Below are 24,867 nucleotides of genomic sequence, written 5' to 3' on the forward strand. Positions count from 1 at the left end.
TCTGCAGTGGCTATAGGGCAGGTGCCTCTGTATACAATCTATATACAAAAAGGCGGCATCTGAGGGTTTTATTCCCAAGATGCCGCCTTTTCGACGGCTTTGCAGTATCTGCAACCGCAAAGTTTTTTAAAAACAAAACCCGCCCCACTGTAGAAGCCTGGAGGCGGATTTCGTGGCTCCGACCGGCGTCGATCCGGTGACCTTACGATTTTCAGTCGTACGCTCTACCAACTGAGCTACAGAGCCTTGCGTATTTACTTTTAGATACGCAATGACCGCGTCTTCGGATGAATAATCATCTGAACTTACGCGGCCAGAGCGACCCCGACGGGACTTGAACCCGCGACCTCCGCCGTGACAGGGCGGCGCGCTAACCAACTGCGCTACGGGGCCTTGTTGGAATCAACAGAAGTAAACTCTATATCATCTAACTTGGCTTTGCAAATCGTGAGATTTGCAAGTACCCCCAACGGGATTTGAACCCGTGCTACCGCCGTGAAAGGGCGGCGTCCTAGGCCGCTAGACGATGGGGGCCTAGTCGATCGAACAGGTTCCGTTTTCTTCATCCCGTCGTTCGAACCTCCACTAGTCTATGACAGGTTTGCGGAGGCGTGCAAACCGTTTTGTTCGATTTTGCCCGATTTTGACCCCCATTTTCGACCATTTATAGCCTGGCACATATGTGTTTAAGCTTGTCAATGATGATTCAGAAAAACTTCAAAAAATTTTAAAATTTCTTCACAACACCCCATATCAGAGGCTTTTGGAAGGTTTTTAGACACGTTTGGGTACCTACAGGAGCCCAGAGAAAGACTTTTTCGCCACCTCCATTTCTACAGATTTTCTACAAACTCCTCCGAAACTCCTCCGAAATTTTGTTCCGAAGATGCCGGCATCAGTCCCGCAAGAATTCCAAAAACCCACCTTCACATCTCTTATACACCCCTCTTATGCGCATCGCAGCGGCCAAAAAACTCCACAATATCTCCAAAAATTTTTCGACAACTTTCTACACGCTTATATAGGACATGTAGGCAAGACGCTACCCTGGGTGCAAATATCTGCAAGAGAGTGCACGGCAACACCTCTTTAGGGGGTTCACCCCAGCCTCCCCGGAGCCCTCAAAAATGTGCCGCGCAAAGCAACTACAGGCCAGAATGCACGTAGATGCAAATATTCACTCTTGGGAATACAATAAACCGGCTTGTCAGACGCTTATTTTTCTCTCAGTGCAGATATCTACGCAATTATGACGACGCAGAAATATAAAGATTTGATAAACCTCTAGCGATTGACAAGGAGAGATGAAAGCCAGCTGAAAATACCCCCTGAAATAGCTTGAAGCCCCCTCTTTGAGCACCGTACTATAGAGGGCGTGAGGTCACTTCCGGACCTTGCACGGGGCCACTTCCGGAGCCCCAGACGTAAAGTCACCGCACATTACAGCACCGATAAACCGCATAGAGATCCAAAGGGGGATCCAGTGTCCGCAACGATGAATCGCCGCACGGCATTCCGTGCACTCGGCGTAGGCACCGCAACCATCGCTCTCGGTTGTGTAGCTGCACCTGCAGCGCAGGCACAGCAGATGGCGCACCCGCAGAAGGCAATGACTGCCGACCAGCAGCTCAAGCTGATTCTGCGCCGCCTAGAGCAGGTACCTGCCCGTTTGAAGTATGCGAAGCCTGGATCCTCCAACCGCGTTAATAGCGGCATTGAGAGCGCACTGGGCAACCTGACCACCGTCCAGGGCACTGACGCAGGCCGTCAGATTGCAAGCGCTAAGGCCGCTGTTCGTAAGTCTGATGGACGCGCCCACGCAGCGCTCTCCCCCGTTGGTGTTATTGCCTGCGTTGTCAGTATTGCAAAGTTTGTCATTCAGCTGGGCATCGCCATTTACAAGCTTATTAAGGCACTCGTTAACGCCTTCAAGCAGTGGAAGACCTTCAAGAACATCGTGAAGGCCGTTATTTCTGGTGAAGCCCGCAAGAAGCTGGGTACTGAAACTGAAACCGTACTCAAGGCCATTTTGGGCATTGAAGACGTCCTCAAAAAGTGTGCATAGTCTACACACCGTACGGCTATGCGCTTGTTTAGAGAGCTAATCTTGGTGTTTCTTTAGCTTTCTAGACCCCGTTAAGGGATGCGCCGCACGTGGAGTCACTGCATGGGCTCGTTGCGCGTCCGGGTAGCCGGAGGGTATGTCCTCGAGTGTCTTCGGCACCTACCCAACCCACCCCGCATGACCTCATGGTGCGGGGTGGGTTTCTTTAACCGCTCTTTCGATAGCTCTTCCGGGCGAGCACTTTCCGAGAGCCCCCTACTCCCCCGCTTCCTTATATATAGATTATATATAGACAAAAATCGACCCCGCACCGGTTCACGGTACGGGGTCGATTTCTATGCTCTACGTGCTAGAGGTAAGGATTACTCGCCGCGGGAGATGTTGACCATCTCGTCGCGGTCCACAACCTTCACGCGGGCGCGAGGCTCACCGGCTGCATCCTTGGATGCGGCGCCCAGTGCCTTCTCGTGGTCGTCCAGGCGGTGCCAGCCTTCCCAGGTGGTGTACTTGATGCCCTTGGAGTCCAGGTAGGCGCTGAATGCCTCTGCCTCCGGCTCGGGTGCGGTGTAGAGGTTCTCGCGGTCCTCGAGCAGGTGGGTGATGGTTTCGAGCGCGTCAGACTTGGTGGAGCCGATCAGGCCGACAGGGCCGCGCTTAATCCAACCGGATGCGTACAGGCCGGGAACGACCTCGCCGTTCTCGTCCACGACGCGACCCTCAACGTTGGTGATGACGCCGCGCTTGTCGTCGTAACCGATTTCGGGCAGTTCGGAACCGAAGTAGCCGATTGCGCGATAGACAGCCTGTACGGGGTAGTCCACGTACTCGCCGGTGCCGATGATGCCGCCGTTGCCATCGAGCTTGTTGCGTTCCATGCGCAGGCCCACGACCTTGCCGTCTTCGCCGAGAATCTCGTGCGGGGACTGCAGGAAGTGCAGGTGCAGGCGGCGGGATGCGGTCTGCTCGTTGGTCTTCTGGTCTTCCAGCCAGCCGCGCAGGGTCTTCATCATGACCTTGGTCTGCGCGTTCTTCTCCATTGCTTCTTCGGAAGCAGCGTCGAACTGGAAGTCCTCTTCGTACAGGACGATGTCCACGTCGCGGGAGTGTGCGAGTTCGCGCAGCTCGAGCGGGGTGAACTTCATCTGTGCGGGGCCGCGGCGACCGAAGACGTGCACGTCGGTCACGGGGGAAGCCTTCAGGCCCTCGTAGACGTTGTCGGGGATTTCGGTGACGAGCAGATCGTCAGCGTGCTTGGAGAGGATGCGGGAGACGTCCAGGGCGACGTTGCCGTTACCGAGCACTGCAACCTGCTCAGCTTCGAGCGGCCAGGTGCGGGGGTAGTCGGGGTGGCCGTCGTACCAGGAGACGAAGTCTGCTGCGCCGTAGGAGCCGTCCAGGTCGATGCCCTTAATGTTCAGGGGTGCATCAAAAATCGCGCCGGTTGCGAAGATGATGGCGTCGTAGTGTTCGCGCAGGTCGGCGAGGGTCAGGTCCTTGCCGTATTCAACGTTGCCGAAGAAACGGATGTCGCCGCGGTCCAGGACCTTGTGCAGTGCGGTGATGATGCCCTTGATGCGGGGGTGATCCGGTGCCACACCGTAGCGGATCAGGCCGAAGGGGGCGGGGTAGCGGTCGAAGATGTCGATGGCGACCTCGACGGCGCCGGTACGGACCTCTTCAGACTTGGTGAGGATGTCGGCGGTGTAAATACCGGCGGGACCTGCACCAATAACGGCGACGCGCAGGGGGCGTGCTGCTTCAGACACGAAAATCTTCCTTTCGAAGTTCACCGTCAGGCGCCCGGTGCGGCGCGAACAGGCGGTGAGCTTAGTGTTCACTTCTTGCCTATTTTACCGGGGATTGACGGGTGTTCGGGGGCTTATATGTCTTCGCCCACTAAATAGGATAATTTTCTGTCACCTAATCCGGGCGGGGTCACCTAATTCAGGAGGGGTCGCCTAATCCGGGCAGCGCGGCGCATCCAGCACCGGGAGCCTCCGCACGCAGCGGGCATAAAAACTGCCCCGTCCTCCGAGGTGCAGGAGGGCGGGGCAGGGTAACGAAGACTAGAAAGCAGGGACTAGGAGGCGGGTACCGCCTCAAAGGTGACGACCAGTTCCTCGCGTTCACCGAAGCGAACCAGGTGGCGGTCCAACACATCCGCCAGACCAGCAGCCAACTCGTCGCTTTCGGCGCGCACCTCCATGATGAGTGCACCGTCGGTTTCGCGCAGGTCACCGTAGCCGCGGAAAATACCGTCGCGGTTGAAGGTGAGGCGCAGGCCGTCGGGCAGTTCTGCGGTGCCGAGCTTGCGGCCCATGTGCGAGCCGAGCTGCTTGATGTATCGGGCGGGGCGGTCGGTTGCTACGATGGCGCGCTGGCGTACCGGCAGGGATTCCGCGGCGGGGTAATTCTCAGCGGTGTTTTCTTGGGGAGTTTCAGTCACGGTGGACTCCTTCTCATCTATGCCGAATTCTCATCTATGCCGAAAAAGGCTCACCACACAGAACCCGACATCCGGCGACGCATGTTTCACCTCGAATATAGCAGAAACTTAGGGTCTACTAACCTAACAAACTATCGTTGTTCGCGCAGAGGCGAGAGATAGTTACCGCTATTACGCCTCCCACAAAAGATCTCTGAACGAAAGCTGGGAATTTCCTGGATTAACGCTTAGAGAAACTTTAACCGTAGAATATTTCGGTACAACAGTGTCACCTCCCCAACACACCGGGAAGTGGCACTTTTTTATGCGGGCTCGGAACCCCGAGTCACGCCCCGACTATGAGTATCTACGGATTTTCACGAATGTCTTCTGAGAACACCGCGGCTCCCCAGAGCCCCAAGGCAGAAGCCAAGGGCGCACTGGACCGTTACTTCAAGATCACTGAGCGAGGCTCCACCATCGCCGCAGAATTCCGCGGCGGCCTCGCCACCTTCTTCGCGATGAGCTACATCGTCGTGCTGAACCCCCTCATCATCGGCCTCGGCAAGGACGCATCCGGCAACGCCCTCGGCGTACCGCAGGTCGCAGCAATGACCGCACTGGTCGCAGGCGTCATGACCATCCTCATGGGCGTCGTCGCCAAGCAGCCCTTCGCCATGGCGGCAGGCCTCGGCGTGAACGCACTGCTGGCAACCACCATCGCCTCCACCCCCGGACTGACCTGGCCCGCCATCATGGGCCTCGTCGTATGGGCTGGTGTGCTGATGACCATCCTCGTGCTGACCGGCTTCCGCACCGCAGTGTTCAACGCGGTCCCCGAATCGCTTAAGGTCGCAATCGTCGTCGGTATCGGCTTCTTCATCGCCTTCATCGGCCTCGTCAACGCAGGTATCATCCGCCGCATGCCCGACGCAGCAGGCACCACCGTGCCCGTCTCCTTCGGCGTCAGCGGTCACCTGCTCGGCTGGCCCACCCTCGTCTTCCTCTTCGGCCTGTTCCTCACCATTGCGCTGTTCATCCGCAACGTGAAGGGTGCAATCCTCTACGGCGTGCTCGCCTCCACCGCCCTCTCCATCATCCTGGAGAAGGTCGTGCCCTCCGGCAGCTCGGTTAAGTCCCCCACCGGCTGGTCCCTGAACGTCCCCGTCTGGGACTCCAACACCAGCAAGCTGCCCAACTTCTCCCTGTTCGGCTCCGCTGACCTGTTCGGTGCCTTCGGCACCCTCGGCGGCATGGCAGCTGTTCTGCTGATCTTCACCATCCTCATCTCCGCGTTCTTCGACGCAATGGGCACCTCCGTCGGTCTCGCAACCGAAGCAGGCACCATCAAGGACGGCCAGATCGAGAACGTCGACAAGGTCCTGCTCGTGGACGCCCTCGGCTCCGTAGCCGGCGGTGGCACCTCCTCCTCCGCAAGCCAGATCTTCGTGGAGTCCGCAACCGGTATCGGCGCGGGCGCACGCACCGGCTTCGCGAACGTCGTCACCGGCGCACTGTTCCTCGTCGCGATCTTCCTGTCCCCGCTGGTCACCATCGTGCCCTTCGAAGCTGTTGCACCCGCAATGGTGTTCGTTGGCTTCCTGATGATCCGCCAGGCAGTGAACATCGACTGGAACGACTGGGGTCTGGGTATCCCCGCGTTCATGACCATCATCTTCATGCCGCTGGCATACTCCATCGCGGACGGTATCGGCGCAGGCTTCCTGTCCTACGTCTTCATCCGCCTGGTGCAGGGTCGCGGCAAGGAAGTTCACTGGCTCATGTACGTGGTTTCCGCAGTGTTCCTCATCTTCTTCGCTAACGGCCTGATTACCGGCTGGATGCACTAAATACATCGGGTGCCTCACCCTCCACATGTGGAGGTGCGGGCGCCATTAGGGCGGGGTATCGGCACCTTTGGGGTGCCGGTACCCCGCCCTGCGCTATTCTTCCCTCTACCCCAACTACCCAATTCTGGTTGCAGGGGCCGGGGAAACACCACATCACCGACTGAACCGCCGCACACAACGCGTTTCAACGGCACAAGTTAGGAGGCGGCGCCTACAATGGTTGAACCATCGTGGCGCCCAACCCGGGATTTACCCGCGAGCTTTACCCGCGAAACCGGCGACGCAACAGTACACACCGAACAACATCAACGGATCCTCACATGTCTGAACCCCAGAAGGCGGCAGCGCCCACCAGCGCACTCGACCGCTACTTCAAGATTTCCGAACGCGGCTCCTCCATCGCCGCAGAATTCCGCGGCGGCCTCGCCGCATTCTTCGCCATGAGCTACATCGTGGTGCTGAACCCCCTCGTCATCGGTACCGGTGCTGACGCATCCGAACGCACCCTCGGTATCGCACCCGTCGCGGCTGTGACCGCGCTGGTTGCCGGCGTGATGACCATCCTCATGGGTGTTATCGCCAAGCAGCCCTTCGCCATGGCGGCTGGCCTGGGCGTGAATGCGCTGCTCGCCTCCACCATTGCCACCACCCCGAACCTGACCTGGGCAGACATCATGGGTCTGGTCGTTCTTGCCGGTCTGATCATGACCGTTCTGGTGCTCACCGGCTTCCGTACCGCGGTGTTTGAGGCGGTCCCTGAGTCGCTCAAGACCGCGATTGTGGTCGGTATCGGCTTCTTCATTTCCTTTATCGGTCTGGTCGACTCCGGCATTATCCGCCGCATGCCTGACGCAGCTGGCACCACCGTTCCGGTGAGCCTTGGCGCGGGCGGTCACCTGCTCGGTTGGCCCACCCTCGTCTTCCTCTTTGGCCTGTTCTTCACCATCGCCCTGTTCATCCGTAACGTGAAGGGCGCGATCCTGTGGGGCGTGCTCGCCTCCACCGCACTGTCCCTGATTCTGGAGGCGGTTGTCCCCTCCGGTTCCGTGAAGGAGGCGGCAACCGGCTGGTCCCTGAACGTGCCTTCCCTGGCGGACATGAAGTTCACCACCCCGAACTTCTCCCTCATCGGTTCCGCTGACCTGTTCGGCGCATTCACCCACATCGGTCCGCTGGCTGCTTCGCTGCTGGTGTTCACCATTCTGCTGTCCGTGTTCTTCGACGCGATGGGCGTTTCGGTGGGTCTTGCCGCCGAGGCTGGCACCATGAAGGACGGCAAGGTTGAGGACATTGACAAGGTCCTGCTCGTGGACGCTTTCGGTTCCGTTGTTGGTGGTGGCGCGTCCGGTTCGGCGAACCAGATTTTCGTGGAGTCCGCTACCGGTATTGGTGCGGGTGCACGCACCGGCTTTGCGAACATTGTGACCGGTGTGCTGTTCCTGCTGGCGATTTTCATTTCGCCGCTGGTCACCATCGTTCCTTTCGAGGCGGTTGCTCCGGCGCTGGTCGTGGTCGGCTTCCTGATGATTCGCCAGGCCGTGAATATTGACTGGACCGACTGGGGTCTGGGTATTCCGGCGTTCCTGACCATTATTTTCATGCCGCTGTCGTACTCGATTGCGAACGGTATTGGTGCCGGCTTCGTGGCGTACACTTTCATTCGCCTGGTGCAGGGCCGCGGCAAGGACGTGCACTGGCTGATGTACCTGGTCTCCGCGGTGTTCGTGATCTACTTCGGTATGGGCATCATTAACGGCTGGACTAGCTAAGTCCGACAGTCTACATATTTGCTGAAGGCAGGTTCCTGATGCGGCTGAGAATGTAAGTTTTCAAGCTGCCGAAGGGCCTGCCTTTGGCGTATCTGGTTCGCTCTTGCATGTTCCTTATCGCTCCCCGGTGCGAGAAAATCATGGCAGAATCATTCCGTTTTCGGTATGATTCTGCCATGATGTCCGTTCAAGAGTATGCTCAAGAAGCTAAGGTTTCAGAGCGAAGCGTGCGCGCCCGCTTGGAACGTGGAATGCTCCAAGGTCGTAAATTGGGAAGCCGTTGGGTTGTCGACGCTCTTCCCGCTGCGCACCGCAGTAATGCTGGCCGTCCTATTTCCTTTGATGCATTCAACGCTTTGGCGCGTTACTGCGATGGTCAGTCATCTGTCCTATCGGCTGAGGAACGCCGCAGGGCAAAAGAACGCGCCTCAGCAATTCAGGTGCAAGGACCTGCGTCTGTTGAGCGATACCGAGCTCGCCGCGGTCTGAAAGTGCATCATCTGCAGGCTCCTCCCGCTGAAATTCCTGCAATTTTGGAAGACTCTGCATTGTCGCTTACCGGCATTAGTAGCGATATTTCTCAGGTGTACGGCTCAATGGTTGATGCATATGTTTCAAGCCAGGATTTAGAGAACATCATTTTTCTGTACAACCTGCTTCCGGCGTCTGTAGATTCGGCGAACATTATCTTGCGTGAATGCGATGAGCCGCCCCATATTCTGCCCTTGCATGTGGCGGTAGATCTTCTAGATTTGGGGGATCCGCGAAGCTCCGCTGAGGCAGAGCGCATTCTTCAAGATTCTGTTTTCAAGAAAGCGTCTTAGTCATGACCACATCCCCTATTTTGATTCCTGCTATTGGGGCAGAGCGTGCCTCTTTGCTTGGTCTGGCTGATATCTCAGGCTGACTTTGAAAATCTTCTAAAAGACAGAAGCTAACTAAAACAAGGAATGGCAGAATCGTTCCGGTTTCGGAATGATTCTGCCATTTCTTCTATACCCGCACTCTGCACGAGACAGGGGCAGGGAAAATTACGAGATTTAGCGGACGTCTCCATCTACATAGAACCAGGCGCCGCCCACCTTCTCAAAGCGCGACAGCTCATGCATGCTGCCCTTCACCCGCTCCTCCGCAGGAACACCCGGCACAGAACGGTAATACGCAACGAACTCCACCGTACCGGACGCATCAAACGGGCCGCCTGAAGCACCCAGAATATCCAGACGATACCAGCGGATGTCATCCTCCAACTCCAAAGCGGGCGGGCGAGTGCTCGGATGCCAGCTCGCCAGCAGGTACGCCGCATCCCCTGTCGCAAACGCGGTAAAACGCGAGCGCATCAGCTGCTCCGGTGCGGGAGCAGTCAACGTGCCGGAGGCGGCAAACTCGCCCAGGAACCTGCCGCAGCAGGCGCCGTACACCTCGCCGCTCGAGCAGGGGCAGCGGTCATCGTGGTTAAGTTCAACCTGGTTTAGTTCAGTCATGCCACCCAGTATAAAGAAACGCCCGCTCCGCCGGGGGATACAAATCCTCCAACAGAACGGGCGTTCTTGTTTTCAATCGTTAAGTTTGAGCGAACCTACACGGCACGCTTCAGCGGCAACGCTTATTCAGCGATTGCGCGAGCCGGGGTGTCAGCAGCCGAAGGCTTGCCCACGTATGCGCCGCGGTACTTAGCAGCCGGGTGGGAGTCAGCAACCTTGGTGTGGCCCTTACCGAAGATGTTCTCGCGCAGGGTGTTGCCCTCGTACTCGGTGCGGTAGCGGCCGCGCTTCTGCAGCTCGGGCACAACGTACTCAATGAAGTCCTCGAAGGAACCCGGGGAGACGTGGTACGCCAGGTTGATGCCGTCCAGGCCACCCTCGTCGATCCAGCGCTCCAGCTCGTCAGCAACCTGAACCGGGTCACCAACGATGACCTCGCCCATACCACCGATGGTGGTGTGCTCGGCGATAGCCTTGCGGGTCCACTTCTTGTCCTTCGCCTGCAGGGTGAAGGGGGTCAGGAAGGACTGAATCGACTCGGTCTGCACGTAGTTCAGGACCTCGTCTTCGTCGAACTGGGACAGGTCAACACCGGACCAGCCGCCGATGATAGCCTGTGCAGATTCGAGGTTGATGTACTTCTTGTACTCCTCGTACTTTGCCTTTGCCTTCTCTTCGGTCTCATCCACGATGACGGAGAGCATTGCGAGGATCTTGACGTCGTCGCGGCTACGGCCCTGCTCCTCGGCAGCGGCGCGAATACGGTCGGTCACAACGCGGGTCAGGTCCGGGCGCAGGGCGCTGATGAACACAGCCTCAGCGTGCTTGCCGGAGAACTTCTGGCCGCGGCTGGATGCACCAGCCTGGAAGATCACGGGGGTGCGCTGCGGGCTCGGCTCGGTCAGGGAGATGCCGGGCACGGAGAAGTACTTGCCCTTGTGGCCAATCGGGTGGACCTTGGAGGGGTCAGCGTAGACGCCGCGCTCGCGGTCCTTGACGACTGCGCCGTCTTCCCAGGAGCCTTCCCACAGCTTGTAGCAGACGTCCAGGAACTCGTCGGCGATTTCGTAGCGCTCGTCGTGCGGAATCTGGGTGGGCAGACCCTGATTCTCAGCAGCCGACGGCAGGTATGAAGTCACCACGTTGAAGCCGACGCGGCCCTCAGTGAGGTGGTCGAGGGAGGCGTAGCGGCGAGCCAGGGTGTAGGGCTGCTCGAAAGTAGCGGCAGCAGTCACACCGAAGCCGAGGTGCTCGGTCACTGCAGCCATTGCAGAAATCTGGGTTGCGGGGTCATTCACGGGAACCTGAGCGGCACCCTCAATGGCGGGAGCGGCAGAGTTCTTGTACACGTCGTAGATGCCAACAACGTCAGCGATGAACACGGCATCAAACAGGCCGCGCTCAAGGGTCTTAGCCAGGTCAGTCCAGTACTTGATGGTGTTGTACTCGGTTGCACGGGAACGCGGGTGACGCCAGAGGTCGAAGCTCTGGTGACCAATGCAGGTCATTTCGAATGCGTTAACTACGATGCGCTTCTTCTGCTCAGCCATCGATTTTCCTTTCGCGAATGATCGGGGACGATCGGGTTAGTGCCCTGCACCCCGCGCGCCGCCTCCTTCTTGCCTTCTGCGTTCGGTGGTGGCCTTCGTGCAGGTGGCGCGTTCGCGCCGTACTTGCCTCGTAACGTTGAGGCCAGATCATCATCTGGGGCACCCCGCTACGGGAGAGGGTTGCCGCCCGGCTAGCCAGAGCTTAGCGCCGGGACTCATGATCTCGTGGTTTGAGTGTACGGGGCGCACGGGAGGGAGGTCACGTTTGTGACGAAAAAATCTTTTTGTGACGTGGAACCGAAATATTTCGTGATAAATGCGAAATATACGGTCATAGAAATTCATACGCGCCCGCCGGGTTGATTGAGGCACGCCACAGCCCATAGGGTGGGAGAAGCAAACCATCCAGAGCGACTGAGAGACCTGGCTCCACGACGTCGCAGCAACCGGCACGGATTCTTCCGCCCCCGGTGCTAACGCCAGGAACGATGGAAGTGACATGACACTCAACAGTGCAGTAACTGACGTACCCACCAGTGAAAAGAACGGCCGCCGTGCCGTATCCACCGCCGCCGTCCCCTTGAGCTTTGAAGGCGTCGGACAATCTTTCCCCGTGCCCGGCGGAACCCACGAAGTTCTTCGCGGAGTCTCCTTCACCGCAGCCCCCGGCGAGATTATCTCCGTCATCGGCTCCTCCGGATGCGGCAAATCCACTCTCCTGCGTGCAGCAGCAGGCCTGAACCGCATCACCGCAGGTACCGTGCGTATCGGCGAGAAGGCAGTGACCGGCCTCGACCCCCGCGTAGCTATCGGCTTTCAGGAACCGCGCCTGCTCCCCTGGCGCACCGTCGCCGACAACGTGGCGCTCGGACTGCCGCAGGGCACCAAAAAATCTGAAGGCGCAGCATCCGTAGCGCGCCTGCTCGACCTGGTCGGCCTGGGCGAATACGCAACCCACCGTCCCAAGGAAATTTCAGGCGGTATGGCTCAGCGCGTGTCCCTGGCGCGAGCGCTCGCACGCAACCCCGGCGTGCTACTGCTCGACGAGCCCTTCGGTGCTCTGGACGCGCTGACCCGCATCAACATGCAGGATTTGCTGTTGGACGTGCACCGTCAAGACCCGACCACGATTCTGCTGGTCACCCACGATGTGGAAGAGGCGCTGTACCTCTCTGACCGGGTGATTGTCCTCGGTAAGGACACCCCGGAGGCGCCCGCCACCATCCAGCGCATTGTGACCGTTGACCGTTCTCACCCGCGTGACCGCGCCGATGCAGAGATCACGGCGCTGCGTAGCGAACTGTTGGCTGAGCTCGGCGTGGAAGATAACGCCTAAAGCCGCCACGAAACGCATTTCTTACACATCACATCATCATCTTCAGAAGCGAAAAGATTTCATCATGACTTACTCCCCGTCTCGTCGTACCGCCCTCAAGTCCCTTGCCGCAGCCGCCGCTTTTGCTACTCTGCTCAGCGCCTGCGCTGGCGAAGGTTCCGGTTCCGCTAACGCCTCCGGTGCTGCCGGTGGTGGCAATCAGAACACCGTGACCATTGACTACGCGACCTACAACCCGCTGTCCCTGATTATCCGCAAGAAGGGTTGGCTTGAGACCGCCCTTGCCGCGGAGGGTAAGAAGGTTGAGTGGGTCAAGTCGGCCGGTTCGAACAAGGCGAATGAGGCGCTGCGTAGCGGCAATATTGATGTCGGCTCGACCGCCGGTTCGGCGGCGCTGCTGGCACGCGCTAATGGCTCCCCCATCAAGGTCATTAGCCTCTACTCGCAGCCGGAGTGGTCGGCACTGGTGACCCGCAAGGATTCGGGCATCACCAAGGTTGCGGATCTGAAGGGTAAGACCGTTGCCGTGACCAAGGGTACCGACCCGTACTTCCTGCTGCTGCAGGCACTCAAGCAGGAGGGTATTTCCGCTTCGGATCTGACCATTCAGAACCTGCAGCACGCCGACGGCCGCACCGCCCTGGATAACGGTCAGGTCAACGCGTGGAGCGGCCTGGACCCGATTATGGCTGCCGCCGAGGTGGAAAGCGGCGACGTGCTCTTCTACCGCAATCTGAACTTCAACACCTACGGCTTCCTGAACGCGACCGAGAAGTTCATTCAGTCCAACCCGACCGCCGCACAGACCATCGTGGACGTGTACGAGTACGCTCGCGCCTGGGCTAAGAAGAACCCCGAAGAGGCTGTGAAGATTGTCGAGGAGGAGTCCGGCATTAAGCACGAGACCGCCCAGGTCGTCATGGAGCGCACCCACCTGGATATCGACCCGGTTCCGGGCGCTAAGCAGGTTGAGGTTCTCAAGGGTGTCGGCCCGATTCTGGTCGAGTCCGGCGACGTTCCCTCCCAGTCCGACGTGGACAAGGCACTGAACAGCATTGTGGACGATCAGTTCGCGAAGAAGGCTGACAGCGCAGCCGTCGAGAAGATCGCAAAGGTGGTTGAGAAGTAATGACCGCCGCAACGGTTACCGCCGCCTCCAGCGCTCGCGCTGAGCGTGCCGAGAAGCGTGTCTCTTCCGTGAAGCTGCCGTCGAACCCGTTCGCCGGTAAGCAGTACCTGGGCCTGATTCTTCCCCTGGCGCTGATTGCCCTCTGGTACATTCTGAGCACCAACGGCGTGTTCACCCAGGTTCAGCTACCCTCCCCCGACCGTGTGGTCAGCGCCGGTGTTGAGCTGGCGCAGCGCGGCGAACTGGGCCGCCACGTGGCGATTTCTACTCAGCGTGTGCTGATTGGTTTCGGTATTGGTGCCGTGCTCGGCCTGGTGCTGGGTGCGCTGATTGGTTTGTCTGCGCCGGTGCGTCTGATTGCCGCACCGACCATTGGTGCGCTGCGTGCAGTGCCGTCCCTGGCGTGGGTTCCGCTGCTTCTGCTGTGGATCGGTATCGGCGAGAATTCCAAGGTAACCCTGGTTGCTATTGGTGCATTCTTCCCGGTGTACACCACGGTTTCTGCGGCTCTGGCGCACGTTGACCCCAAGCTTGTGGAGGCGGCACGCGCCTTCGGCCTGAAGGGTCTGCGCCTGTTCACCACGGTTCAGCTTCCCGCGGTTCTGCCGTCGGTCGTTTCGGGTCTGCGTCTGGCGCTGGCTCAGGCGTGGCTGTTCCTGGTCGCCGCTGAGCTGCTGGGTGCATCCATGGGCCTGGGTTATCTGCTGACCGACTCGCAGAACAACGGCCGCACCGACCGCCTGCTGCTGGCTATTGTGGCGCTGGCGGTGCTCGGTAAGATTACCGACGCCTTGGTGGGTGTTTTCGAGCGCTGGGTGAAGGCGAAGTACCCCAGCAACTAACGCCACCAGCAATTAGCACCACAGCTAAACGCAACACTCAGCACGCGCTGAGTTTTAGGAGAGATGTCCGCCGTGTGGTTGCTCCTCTGAAGGTGAGCTAATCATCGCTACGCGCCGGAGAAAGAAGTCGGCGGGGAAACCTGTCGCCTACTGAATGATGATGATGTGCCCCGCCCCGCGCCCCACAGCAGTGAGCGCGGGGCGGGGTCTTTAAATATTTCGGAATATTACGAACCGATACACAGCATGCCGAATATGACGGGCTCCTTTGCTTCCTGGCCCGGAGCGCGCTTTACTAAGAAGGCAAACCATCCAGAGCGACCGAGAGACCTGGCTCCGTGACGTCGCAGCAACCCCCTCGCCAACGCACACACAGACCCCACGGTCACACAGACAGCGGCACGGCGAGCAAGGGTGCTAATGCCAGCAACCGATGGGAGAATAATGGGACTGCCCACCCCCTACTCGTTCACCGACCCGCTGAACCCCACCCCGAACCCCGCCCTCGAATCTGACGAGGCACGCGTCGCGTTCTGGGAGAAGCAGGCGCAGCGCCTCACCTGGGCTGAGCCCTGGCACACCGCGCACCGCTTCGAGAAGCCGAAGTCCCTCGGCTTCGATGAGGAAGGCATCGAACAGTTCAGCATCCCCGAAATTAAGTGGTTCGAGGGCGGTAAGCTCAACGTCGCCTACAACTGCGTGGACCGCCACGTGGAGGCGGGCCGCGGCGACAAGGTCGCCCTCTACTTTGAAGGTGAACCCGGCGACCGCGAAGCCATCACCTACGCCGAGCTGCAGCGCCGCATCGCGAAGGCAGCGAACGGCCTGCTGTCCCTGGGCGTGCGCAAGGGTGACCGTGTGGTCATCTATCTGCCCGTCATCCCCGAAACCATTATTTTCACCCTCGCCTGCGCGCGTATTGGCGCGATCCACTCCCTCGTCTTCGGTGGCTTCTCCGCTGAGGCGTTGAAGTTCCGTGTGGAAGACACCGGCGCGAAGGTTCTCATCACCACCGACGGTCAGAACCGCCGCGGCAAGGTCGTTCCCGTGAAGGTCAACGCCGACGAAGCATGCTCCGGTGAGAACAACATCGAGCACGTGATCGTGGTGGACCGCACCAGCGCCTCCGACCCGGTGGCGCACGCCGCTGTGCCGTGGACTGAGGGCCGCGACGTCTGGTACCACGACCTGGTGGACGACCAGCCGGATACTCACGCCTACGAACTGCACGACGCAGAAGACCCGCTGTTCATCATTTACACCTCCGGCACCACCGGTAAGCCCAAGGGCCTGGTGCACACCATGGCTGGATACCTGGTGCAGACCGCGTACACTCACGCGCTGCTCTACGATCTGCTGCCGGATTACGTGGACGAGAACGGTGTGCTGCGCCCGGACGAGCTGTCCGCGGTCAACGACCCGGAAAAGGTTGAGTCCACCGTTCACTGGTGCACCGCCGACCTCGCCTGGGTGACCGCGCACACCTACGAAATTTACGGCCCGCTGGTCAACGGTGTCTCCGAGGTGATTTACGAGGGCACCCCGAACACCCCGCACTTCGGCCGCCACTTTGAGGTCATCGAACGCTACGGCGTGACCAACTACTACACCGCGCCGACCCTGATTCGTTCCCTCATGGGTGCGTTCCCGAACGGCCCGGAGCCCGGCAAGTACGATTTCTCGACCGTGCGCCTGCTCGGCTCGGTGGGCGAGTCCATCAACCCGGAGGCGTGGCGTTGGCTGCGTCAGCACGTGGGCGGCGGCACCGCATCCTTCATCGACACCTGGTGGCAGTCCGAGACCGGCTCGACCGTGTGCTCCCCGCGCCCGCACGACCCGGCATTCGCACCCGAGGGCACCTACCCGGAGGGTACCCCGCACTGCACTCCCCTGCCCGGTTGCGCTACCCGCGCCGTTCCCGGCGTGTCCACCCGCGTGGTGGATGAGCACGGCGACCCGGTCGAACCCGGCAAGCAGGGCTTCATCGTGGTCGATAAGATTGGCCCCTCGATGGCTCGTACCGTGTGGCAGAACCCGCAGCGTTTCCTGGATTCTTATTGGCGTCACTACGGCGAGCGCGGCTGGTTCCTCGCTGGCGACGGCGCGAAGGAAGACGAAGAGGGTAACGTGTACATCCTCGGCCGTATTGATGACGTGATTAACATTTCGGGTCACCGCCTGTCCACGATTGAGATTGAGTCGGCTCTGGTGACTCACCCGGCTGTGGTTGAGGCTGGTGTCTGCCCCGTGGAGGATGAGCTGACCGGTCACCAGGCGGTCGCCTACGTAACGCTCACCGATGAGGGTAAGGACCTGACTGAGGATGAGCTGAAGGCAGCGCTGACCGCACACGTGCGTGAGCACATCGGCCCGATTGCTAAGCCGAAGGATGTTGTGGCGGTTGCCGATATCCCGAAGACCCGTTCGGGTAAGATTACTCGCCGCCTGCTCGGTGAGCTGTACCAGGGTCGTTCGCTGGGCGATGTTTCTTCGCTGCAGAATGAGGAGGCGCTGGGCCACATCGCACAGGTGCTGGTGGATACCGGCCGCGTGAGCTAGGCCCTCTAGGCTCTGTTGCTGAGCTGCACGCTGCGCTGAGCACTGAGCTGAGCTAAAAGCTACATAGAGTAAAGGTGCGGATACCGAATGATGATTCGATATCCGCACCTTTTGCTATGCCATTTTACTGAGCTGACAAGGCTCTTTGTTGGCGTTGCACCACTTAAATCAGACCCAGCGAACGAGCGTGTTCGGCGGTAATGCCGCTCGGCTCAATGTGCTCGGGGCCCTTGTCCTTCTCGGGGTGCTCGGTCGCCTGGAAGCGGATCATCTTCACATCGTTTGCCGCACCCAGGTTCGTGATCATGCCGTCACCGTTCAGGTCCACGGACACCGGCTCGGTGTCGATCTTGCCGTTGCCGTTGAAGTCAATCGGCTGGTTGGCGGGCTTACCCTTGTACAGGAAGCCAGCCGCGCGGGGGCCGAAGCCGCGCGCCTCGTACAGCTTCGCCTCGTTGAGCATGCGGTACTCGGCGGTGGAGTAGCCGAAGTAGCGGCTACCGTCAGCCATGGGCACACCGGTGAGGGTGTACTGGTAGTTCATGACGCTGTAGTAGTTGGGCTTGTAGTTGATTTCGTCCCAGCCGCCGTGGCTCAGCGCGAGGTTGTGGCCGAGCTCGTGCACGAACACTGCCACGCGGATGTCGCTGCTTGCCTTGCCCCAGAAGTGCGGGCCGACGGTGACCATAAAGTTACGACCGCCAAAGTTAGCGATACCGGAGGAGTAGCTGTTGTCGTAGTAGTCGCCCCAGATCATGTAGTGGAAGGTGCCTTCGCGGGCGGGGTTGAACTTACCTTCGGTTGCCTTGATGCGGTGGAGCGCTTTGAACTCACTGTCGAGTTCCTGGTAGCTGATTTCGTTGCCGCCGCCGAGGTTGTACTTGGCGCTGCGGGCGTCACCTGCGTCCAGGTGGATGTTCACGCCGTGGGTGCCGTCGGGGTTGCGCATGGGCAGGTCGGCGTAAATCTTGGTGATGCGGTCCAGTTCATCTTCGCTGGGCAGCAGGCCTGCCATGTAGTCCATCTCTACGAAGATGTCCTTGTGCTTGGGGTCTGCACCCATTGCGGGGAAGTCGACGTCGATTTTGCCGTCGCCGTCAGCGTCGTAGCCCTTCATCTCCCAGGTGTTGGGGATGCCGTCGCCGTCGATGTCGGGGCTGTAGGCGTTTGCTGCGGGGGCTGCGATAGTGCCCAGGCAGAGCACTGCAAGGGAGGCAAGCGTGACGCGTGCACTCTTCATAAATGCCATGTTGTGTTCCTTAAGTGTGTGGTGACCGGTGGTGTTTCTGTGGAGTTTTCCGGGAGGGCGTTCTCCACGGTTTCCATGATGCTCCCGTTTCACGCGCTAGGTGAGCTGGGTGCCGCAATGTTCATACATTGAAGTAAAAGTTGAGATAATTTTGAAGATGAGCTGAATTACATTAGAGTATCAGTAATTCAACTCACACGCATCACCACATTTTTAATGACAAGAGAGATCCCATGACTTCTTCCTCGAACACCACTAATGGCCTGAACCGCCGCGCACTCATCAAGGGTGCCGCGTGGAGCACCCCCGTCATCGCAACCGCAGCGGCGGTACCCGCCTACGCGGCGTCCACCGATGCGCTAGAAACCCCGACCCTGAAGTTCGGTGTCTTCACTCAGGCGTTCAACTCGAACCCCGCCAACGACTTTGATACCCGCTACGGCCTGGACTCCTACACCGTGCAGGTACCCAACATCACCGCAACCTCCACCACCCCGCAGAGCCGCGGCGGCGGCACCTTCACCCCCGGCGGTAGCGTCGGCGCAGGCCTGTACGGTGGCGCGGGTCTGTGGATTTCCGCACCCATCAACTCCAAGGGCGAGTTCCAGGGCAGCTCCTGGCTGTACCCTCAGGCGCACCTGCAGGTGACCTTCGAGTTCACTTTCCCCACCGCCGAGGACGTCACCGACCCGTTGCTGTGGGACGTCGATAACGACGTTGAGATCCCGGCACTCGCTAAGAGCGAGGGTGGCGCGAAGACCAACAACCCCGCCGTGGCTGCGTTCAACGGCATCGCATACACTGCGAAGTTCTACGAGCCGGTCATCGAGGACAACGTCTGGACCGGCGTACTGGACATCCGCACCTCCGACTACCTGGAAGCCACCGCGAAGGACGGCGTGAGCTACGCACAGGTGCTGGCTTCGCTGGTTCCGGTGTACTTCACCGAGGTGACCTCCAGCTACACTCTGACCACCACCGCTCAGATCACCAGCGGTAGCGTCGCAATGCAGCTGACCGAGGGCGGCGAGTACACCTTCAAGGATCTGGCTGGTTTGCGCGCTTCGGCAACCATCACCCGCTAAAGTACCGAGCATAAACAAGGGGGCCCGGCATCCATAACGGATGCCGGGCCCCTCGCCGTGTTTAAGGCTTATCCTACTGGGCACCGCCGGTGACTGCTACCGCTTAGTCCTTCGCGGGAACCAGACCCTCGGCACGCGCACGGTCGGCGGTCATCTCGTTCTCTTCAATCTCTCCAGAGAACTTCTGCTCGGAAGAATTCGCACCGTCCTCGTTATAATCCACATCAGTAGCCGGCAGCTTTATATTCTTCATGTCATTCGGTGCGGTCAGGATGGTTTTCTCACCATCACGGTTAAGGTCGACCGACACCGGCTCGTCATCAATCTTGCCGTTGCCATTGAAGTCAATAGACTCCCAGGCGGGAGCTCCCTTATAGAACAGGCCGTATGCATTGCGGCCAAAGCCGGTCTTCTCATCCAGCTTGTTCTCGTCCAGGTCCTTGTAGACGCGGGTCGAGTAGCCGAAGTACTTCGTACCGTCCGGGCGTTCTATGCCCCTAAGCTGGTAACGGTAGTTCATGATGCTCATGTAGTTCGGCTTGTAGTTCACATCCTCGGTACCACCGTGACGCAAGCCGAGGTTGTGACCCAGCTCGTGCACGAAGGTCGCCACGCGCACGTCGGAGGTTGCCGACTTGCCCCAGAAGCGCGGGCCCACAGTCACGACGAACCCTGGAGCGCCTATGTAACCCAGCCCCGAGGAGCCGTATTCATCGTGAGCGTCACCCCAAATCATGTAGTGGAAGGAAGATCCACGGTCCGGGTCCATGTTAGCCCTTCGGATCTCGTGCCACTTCTCCATGGTGCTATCCAGTTGCTGATAGGGGACTTCGTTACCACCGCCGAGGTTATACTTGGCGCTGCGGGCGCTACCGGCGTCCAGGTGAATGTTGATGCCGGTGGTGCCGTTGGGGTTGCGAATCGGCATATTCGCGAAGATTTCGGTGATGCGGTCGAGCTCTTCTTCGCTAGCAAGCAGACCGGGCATGTAGTCCATCTCGACAAAGAGGTCCTTCTTCAGCGGGTTGGCGCCCATGCCTGGGTAGTCAATATCCGGTTTGCCATCAAGGTTGCCATCGTAACCCTTCATCTCCCAGATATTAGAGATTCCGTCGCCGTCAATATCGGGGTTGTACGCCTGCGCTGCGGGGACAGCAACCGAGCTGAGCACAAGCATCGCCGCCGAGGCGAGCGCGGTACGTGCCGCGCGGGTAGAAAATGAGAAAGCCATTTGTATCTCTTCTCGTATTCGTTCGCATAAATGCGCGCGAGGACCCTCGTGATTATATGTTTGCCGGAGGCAGCGTTGAGTGAATTATTGGATCATTGGGCACAGTCTATGCGGAGAGTGTATATATGTGCGCTGCGGTGAGGCATCTCGAACAAACATGGTGGTACGGGATGCCGTTTAAAAGAACAGCGGGTCATTGCGCCCTCACGAGGTTTTGACACCTCAGAGCAACAATAATCCGCTTCATCATACACAGAGTGCATCTAGATTTTCCCGGTATAACACCATTTTTCAGGTTTATGCACCAAATATGACGTAAAACCGTTCTGATAAGCCTTCTATTTGGTGCTTTCTGCTTCAGCGTTCTGTGCGGCGCCCTTCGCCTCCGAAGCCTTCCGGGAGGCGTAGAACAGGCACACCACGGCACCCACCACCTCGGCAACCATCAGCCGCTAACGCCACAGCAAGCAGAGAGGGGCCCGGCATCCATACTGGATGCCGGGCCCCTCTGCTTTAGGACTCAGCCTACCGGCTGCCGCCGAGGTAAATTGTCGCAAAAAGTAGTTCCCAAAAAAGAGAACTGTATTACAATGTATATATAGTCTTTAGGAACGAGGTACCAACTATGGAAAACCTAGTAATTTCAGTCTTTAACACCGAAAGCGAAGCTTATCAGTCCTTTGCAGATTTGAAGGCTTTCCGCCAAACTCAGACGACCAAGGTTGCTCAAATCGCCCTGGTCAAAAATGAAAACGGTCATATCGTTGAAAAAGAACGCTATGATTTTGAAGATTCAACGACGGATGCAACCCTAGAAGGTGGCTTGCTCGGTGCAGTTATCGGGCTTTTGGGTGGTCCTATCGGCGTCTTGTTTGGTTATGGTATTGGTAGCCTCTATGGTTTGGTTGCTGGTGATACCGTTGATACGGCAGAAGCTGGCCTGATTGACGTTGTTTCTCAAAAATTGACTAACGGTGAAACAGCCGTTGTTGCCTTGGTGCAAGAAGACAACGAAGCAGTCATCGATGCTTACTTCACCAAGTACGACACCCAAATCGTGCGTTGGGATGTAGCAACCGTCGTAGCCGAAATCGAAGCAGCTCTGCAAGTCCAAGAAGACCTCTACAACCAGGCGCGTGCACAGATGAAGGCTGAACGTAAAGCCGAACGCAAGGCTAAGCTTGAAGAATTCAAGGCGAATGTCAAAGCAAAGTTTGACAAATTGAAAGCGTAAGCACCCAAGCATCTCATAAAAAATAGGCTATCTACTTCTGGTAGATAGCCTATTTTTTTAAAAACTAGATTTTAGAAAGAGGAAGTGAGGATTTTGGCTCAAGATCTTGAACAAATCAAGGAAGACAATGGCAAAAATACCAAACTCAAGGTGGGGATTTTAGCCATCTCTCTTTCTCCAGGTGGATGTTGATGCCGGTGGTGCCATCGGGGTTGCGCAGGGGCAGGTCGGCGTAAATCTTGGTGATGCGGTCCAGTTCATCTTCGCTGGGTAGCAGGCCTGCCATGTAGTCCATCTCGACGAAGATGTCCTTGTGCTTGGGGTCTGCACCCATTGCGGGGAAGTCGACGTCGATTTTGCCGTCGCCGTCGGCGTCGTAGCCCTTCATCTCCCAGGTGTTGGGGATGCCGTCGCCATCAATGTCCGGGTTGTACGCCTGTGCTGCGGGGGCAGCAACAGTGCCGAGCACCAGCAGTGCCGCCGAAGCGAGCGCGGTACGCACCACGCGATTTGAGGTCAGAAAAGACATAGGATCTCTCTTCATATCTTGACCACGCGGGAGGTTGCATCATCTGACGTTGCGCACGGTATGGGTCGTACGGGTCCGGTTTTATGGTGAGTATCAGGCGGCTACCGCGTGGTTCAGTGGTCATGTGTGTCGCTGCCGCCAGCATGTAACCGGTGTGCCGCAAGTGAGTACGGCGTTTAAAAGACAGCGGGTCACTGCCGAACCCTCCGGTGGAGGCAAAGGAACCGTTCTTGGTTCTCTTCTGTTCGACGGTGACCCGCCTCATCATACACAGAGTGCATCTAGTTTGTCCCGGTATTTGCACCGCATCTCAAGTTATGCACCGTTTATGACGTAAAGCGCTCTGATAAGCCTTCTACTTAGTGGCCTCCACCTCAGCGTTCTGTGCGGCGCCCTTCGCCTCGGAGGTCTTCTTGGAGGCGTAGAACAGGCACACGACCGCGCCCACTGCCGCCGCGACCAGCGGAAGCATCATGGAATCCGCCATTGCCGCCGCGTAGGGTTCACGCAGAATCTGCGGAAGTACGCCGCCTCCAGCACCGCCGTGAGAGCTACCGCCCGCTGCGGCAGCAGGACCCAGCGCGGACAGGTGCGAAGTAATCGCAGAAGCCATAATCGTGGTAATCGCAGCCGAACCCAGCACCGACGCCATCTGGCGGGTCTCGTTGTACACGCCCGAACCGGCACCTGCACGCTGCGGCGGCAGGTTACGGGTCGCCGACACCGACAGCGGACCCCAAATGCAGGCATTCGCCGCACCCAGAATAATCATCGGGCCAACCATCAGCCACAGGTTGCCGTCCGCAACCATCGTTGGGCGGAGCAGAGCAAAACCAACAACCATCAGCGTAAAACCAATTACCGCAATCCACTTCGGGTCGTTACGGTTCAGACGCGCACCCACCACCGGCGCCAACACGCCCGAGAACAACGCCATCGGGGCGGTCATCAGCGCAGCCTGGGTCGGGTCCAGGCCCTCCACCTGCTGCAGGTACAGGGTCAGCGGGAACGCCATGCTGATCGCAACCACGCCCATAGCGGAAATAGCCACATTCGACACGGAGAAGTTACGGTCACTGAACAGGCTCAGCGGAACCAGCGGCTCACGCGGGTTAATGGCCTGCCACCCGATGAACAGGCCCAGCACCATAATGCCGGCAATAATCAGACCCCACACGCTCACCGCAATACCGGTACCCATGAACGAGTCAGTGATGGTGCCCCAGTCGTAGGTGGCACCTTCCTGAATACCGAAAACTAGCAGGAACAGACCGACCGCCGAAAGCACCACGCCCAACCAGTCGAAGCTGTGCTTCTTCTGCTCGAACACCGGCACGTTACGCCACGCCAAGAACAGGCCGACCAGGCCAACCGGAATGTTGATGAAGAAGATCCAGCCCCAGCCGAGGGTGTCCACCAGCACGCCGCCCAGAATCGGGCCGACCAGCGAGGCGACACCCGCAGTCGCACCCCAAATGCTCATGGCGACACCGCGCGCATTCGGCGGGAACATCAGCGTAATCAGAGACATCGTCTGCGGGGTCATCAGCGATGCGCCTAGGCCCTGCACCACGCGGGCAGCGATGAGCGATTCAACGTCCGCCGCCAGACCACACCACAGGGAGGCGAGCGTAAAAATACCCATACCAATCATGTATAGGTTCTTCTGACCGAAGCGGTCACCCATACGACCGGTAATGAGCAGCGGCACCGCGTATGCCAGCAGGTAGGCGCTCGTCACCCACATACCCGCCGACAGGGACGCCTCCAAATCCTGCAGCATGTGCGGCAGGGCGATGGTGACGATATTGCCATCCACCAGGATCATGAAGAAGCCAACAACCAGGGACCAGAGAGCAGGCCAGGGCTTGTAGGGTGTCTTCGCCGGGTTACCGACGAGAGGCGCTTTTTTAGGGCGTGAACTCAATGGTCCTCCAGGGGATGGGTTGTATGCGGGTAGATGTCCGTGTGTTCAGCATTGCCGCTGAGTGAATGCCCCTAATGTTACTCCTTTTCAGGGGGCGGCTTCGGTTGCTTTACCCTTATTCAACTCTTCACGGCGCGTACGCGCGGCAACCAGGCAACAGGCACCCCGCACCCTCTAGACTGAAGCTATAGAAGCTAATCCGGGCGCCATCACTGGCGCTCACCCCCATCAGACCACCCCCAATGAGACGACCCCGGGAGGACCCATGGGTTTCTTTGATTTCTTCACCGACCGCACCCCGGCAGAACCCGCCGAAATCCGCCTCGTCGCTTTCGTCAGCGGCAAAGTGCAGGGTGTCGGTTTCCGTTGGTGGTGCGCCGGAACCGCCAAGCCCATGGGCCTAACCGGCTACGCCGAGAACCTCGACGACGGGCGCGTGAAGGTCGTTGCGGAAGGTACTGCCGCCTCCTGCGCACGCCTGGTGGATGTGCTGCGCGGTGACGACACCGCCGGGCGCGTGGATGAGGTGCTCGTCGAGTGGGAGGAGCCGTCCGGCTCGTTCCGCGGCTTCGGCATCAGGTAGCGCGGACTAAAGTAGCGCGG

19 protein-coding genes, 3 tRNA genes and 2 riboswitches are annotated in these 24,867 nt (G+C 58.9%); of the genes, 11 read left to right on the forward strand and 11 right to left on the reverse strand.

The genetic code is table 11. The features are described 5' to 3' along the window. Positions 1-173: 173 nt before the first annotated feature. The 3 genes from O3649_RS05460 to O3649_RS05470 form a co-directional block, all read right to left on the reverse strand. Positions 174-246, reverse strand: a tRNA-Phe gene (locus O3649_RS05460). Between the two features lie 73 nt (positions 247-319). Then, positions 320-393, reverse strand: a tRNA-Asp gene (locus O3649_RS05465). 68 nt (positions 394-461) lie between these two features. Further along, a tRNA-Glu gene (locus O3649_RS05470) sits at positions 462-534 on the reverse strand. Positions 535-1,483: 949 nt separating this feature from the next. On the opposite strand from O3649_RS05470, the gene O3649_RS05475 reads away from it, so the two are divergent. Then, positions 1,484-2,065, forward strand: coding sequence for a hypothetical protein (locus tag O3649_RS05475; protein ID WP_005509222.1), 582 nt, complete (start codon positions 1,484-1,486; stop codon positions 2,063-2,065). Positions 2,066-2,427: 362 nt separating this feature from the next. Here the strand turns inward: O3649_RS05475 and O3649_RS05480 are convergent, their stop codons facing one another. Together O3649_RS05480 and O3649_RS05485 are read right to left on the reverse strand one after the other, a co-directional pair. Further along, positions 2,428-3,831, reverse strand: coding sequence for an FAD-dependent oxidoreductase (locus O3649_RS05480; protein WP_044150832.1), 1,404 nt, complete (start codon positions 3,829-3,831; stop codon positions 2,428-2,430). A gap of 314 nt (positions 3,832-4,145) precedes the next feature. Next, entirely contained in the window at positions 4,146-4,511 is a 366-nt protein-coding gene (locus tag O3649_RS05485) for a DUF2218 domain-containing protein (RefSeq protein WP_371573162.1), read from the reverse strand. 362 nt (positions 4,512-4,873) lie between these two features. Here O3649_RS05485 and O3649_RS05490 point away from each other — a divergent pair, with 362 nt between their 5' ends. From O3649_RS05490 to O3649_RS05500, 3 genes are all read left to right on the forward strand, one after another. Beyond that, on the forward strand, positions 4,874-6,340 hold the full coding sequence (locus O3649_RS05490; protein ID WP_314893341.1) for an NCS2 family permease: 1,467 nt from the start codon (positions 4,874-4,876) through the stop codon (positions 6,338-6,340). A 320-nt stretch (positions 6,341-6,660) separates the two neighbouring features. Continuing rightward, positions 6,661-8,109: an NCS2 family permease gene (locus O3649_RS05495; protein ID WP_005507245.1), complete on the forward strand. Its 1,449-nt coding sequence runs from the start codon at positions 6,661-6,663 to the stop codon at positions 8,107-8,109. 140 nt (positions 8,110-8,249) lie between these two features. After that, positions 8,250-8,933, forward strand: a complete 684-nt coding sequence (locus tag O3649_RS05500) for a hypothetical protein (protein ID WP_005507246.1) — start codon at positions 8,250-8,252, stop codon at positions 8,931-8,933. A 216-nt stretch (positions 8,934-9,149) separates the two neighbouring features. Here the strand turns inward: O3649_RS05500 and O3649_RS05505 are convergent, their stop codons facing one another. Both O3649_RS05505 and O3649_RS05510 read right to left on the reverse strand, forming a co-directional pair. Beyond that, a complete protein-coding gene (locus O3649_RS05505; RefSeq protein ID WP_012904244.1) occupies positions 9,150-9,593 on the reverse strand; it encodes a YchJ family protein in 444 nt (147 codons plus the stop codon). A 122-nt stretch (positions 9,594-9,715) separates the two neighbouring features. After that, positions 9,716-11,143, reverse strand: a complete 1,428-nt coding sequence (locus O3649_RS05510) for an LLM class flavin-dependent oxidoreductase (protein WP_296546985.1) — start codon at positions 11,141-11,143, stop codon at positions 9,716-9,718. Between the two features lie 114 nt (positions 11,144-11,257). Beyond that, positions 11,258-11,366, reverse strand: a riboswitch (SAM riboswitch). 175 nt (positions 11,367-11,541) lie between these two features. Continuing rightward, a riboswitch (SAM riboswitch) is annotated at positions 11,542-11,638 on the forward strand. A gap of 4 nt (positions 11,639-11,642) precedes the next feature. Between O3649_RS05510 and O3649_RS05515 the strand changes: the two genes are divergently transcribed. The 4 genes from O3649_RS05515 to O3649_RS05530 all read left to right on the forward strand — a co-directional run bounded on the left by O3649_RS05515 (position 11,643) and on the right by O3649_RS05530 (position 17,009). Beyond that, positions 11,643-12,479 (forward strand): ABC transporter ATP-binding protein, encoded by an 837-nt coding sequence (locus O3649_RS05515; protein WP_012904246.1) that lies wholly within the window; start codon positions 11,643-11,645, stop codon positions 12,477-12,479. A 64-nt stretch (positions 12,480-12,543) separates the two neighbouring features. Beyond that, the gene (locus tag O3649_RS05520) at positions 12,544-13,608 is read left to right on the forward strand and encodes an aliphatic sulfonate ABC transporter substrate-binding protein (RefSeq protein ID WP_044150835.1); all 1,065 of its coding nucleotides are present in this window, start codon (positions 12,544-12,546) and stop codon (positions 13,606-13,608) included. Next, positions 13,608-14,450 (forward strand): ABC transporter permease, encoded by an 843-nt coding sequence (locus O3649_RS05525; protein ID WP_049340216.1) that lies wholly within the window; start codon positions 13,608-13,610, stop codon positions 14,448-14,450. Before O3649_RS05520 ends, O3649_RS05525 begins: the two co-directional genes overlap by 1 nt. Before the next feature lie 444 nt (positions 14,451-14,894). Beyond that, a complete protein-coding gene (locus O3649_RS05530; RefSeq protein ID WP_371573166.1) occupies positions 14,895-17,009 on the forward strand; it encodes an AMP-binding protein in 2,115 nt (704 codons plus the stop codon). Positions 17,010-17,172: 163 nt separating this feature from the next. Here O3649_RS05530 and O3649_RS05535 read toward each other — a convergent pair whose 3' ends face one another. Continuing rightward, a complete protein-coding gene (locus tag O3649_RS05535; protein ID WP_371573169.1) occupies positions 17,173-18,258 on the reverse strand; it encodes a C4-dicarboxylate ABC transporter substrate-binding protein in 1,086 nt (361 codons plus the stop codon). Between the two features lie 233 nt (positions 18,259-18,491). Here O3649_RS05535 and O3649_RS05540 point away from each other — a divergent pair, with 233 nt between their 5' ends. Beyond that, positions 18,492-19,343: a transcriptional initiation protein Tat gene (locus O3649_RS05540; RefSeq protein WP_371573171.1), complete on the forward strand. Its 852-nt coding sequence runs from the start codon at positions 18,492-18,494 to the stop codon at positions 19,341-19,343. A 103-nt stretch (positions 19,344-19,446) separates the two neighbouring features. Here the strand turns inward: O3649_RS05540 and O3649_RS05545 are convergent, their stop codons facing one another. After that, entirely contained in the window at positions 19,447-20,574 is a 1,128-nt protein-coding gene (locus tag O3649_RS05545) for a zinc-dependent metalloprotease family protein (RefSeq protein ID WP_371573173.1), read from the reverse strand. A gap of 625 nt (positions 20,575-21,199) precedes the next feature. Between O3649_RS05545 and O3649_RS05550 the strand changes: the two genes are divergently transcribed. Continuing rightward, a complete protein-coding gene (locus O3649_RS05550; protein ID WP_060824001.1) occupies positions 21,200-21,808 on the forward strand; it encodes a DUF1269 domain-containing protein in 609 nt (202 codons plus the stop codon). 145 nt (positions 21,809-21,953) lie between these two features. On the opposite strand, the gene O3649_RS05555 is transcribed toward O3649_RS05550, so the two are convergent. Next, a complete protein-coding gene (locus O3649_RS05555) occupies positions 21,954-22,337 on the reverse strand; it encodes a hypothetical protein (protein WP_371573175.1) in 384 nt (127 codons plus the stop codon). 355 nt (positions 22,338-22,692) lie between these two features. Continuing rightward, a complete protein-coding gene (locus O3649_RS05560) occupies positions 22,693-24,264 on the reverse strand; it encodes a DHA2 family efflux MFS transporter permease subunit (RefSeq protein WP_371573177.1) in 1,572 nt (523 codons plus the stop codon). 265 nt (positions 24,265-24,529) lie between these two features. Here O3649_RS05560 and O3649_RS05565 point away from each other — a divergent pair, with 265 nt between their 5' ends. Next, positions 24,530-24,847 (forward strand): acylphosphatase, encoded by a 318-nt coding sequence (locus O3649_RS05565; protein WP_049327397.1) that lies wholly within the window; start codon positions 24,530-24,532, stop codon positions 24,845-24,847. The last annotated feature ends 20 nt before the right edge of the window (positions 24,848-24,867 follow it).

The sequence above is a fragment of the Rothia sp. 27098_8_29 genome (genome assembly GCF_041432785.1).
Taxonomy (GTDB): Bacteria; Actinomycetota; Actinomycetes; order Actinomycetales; family Micrococcaceae; genus Rothia; species Rothia mucilaginosa.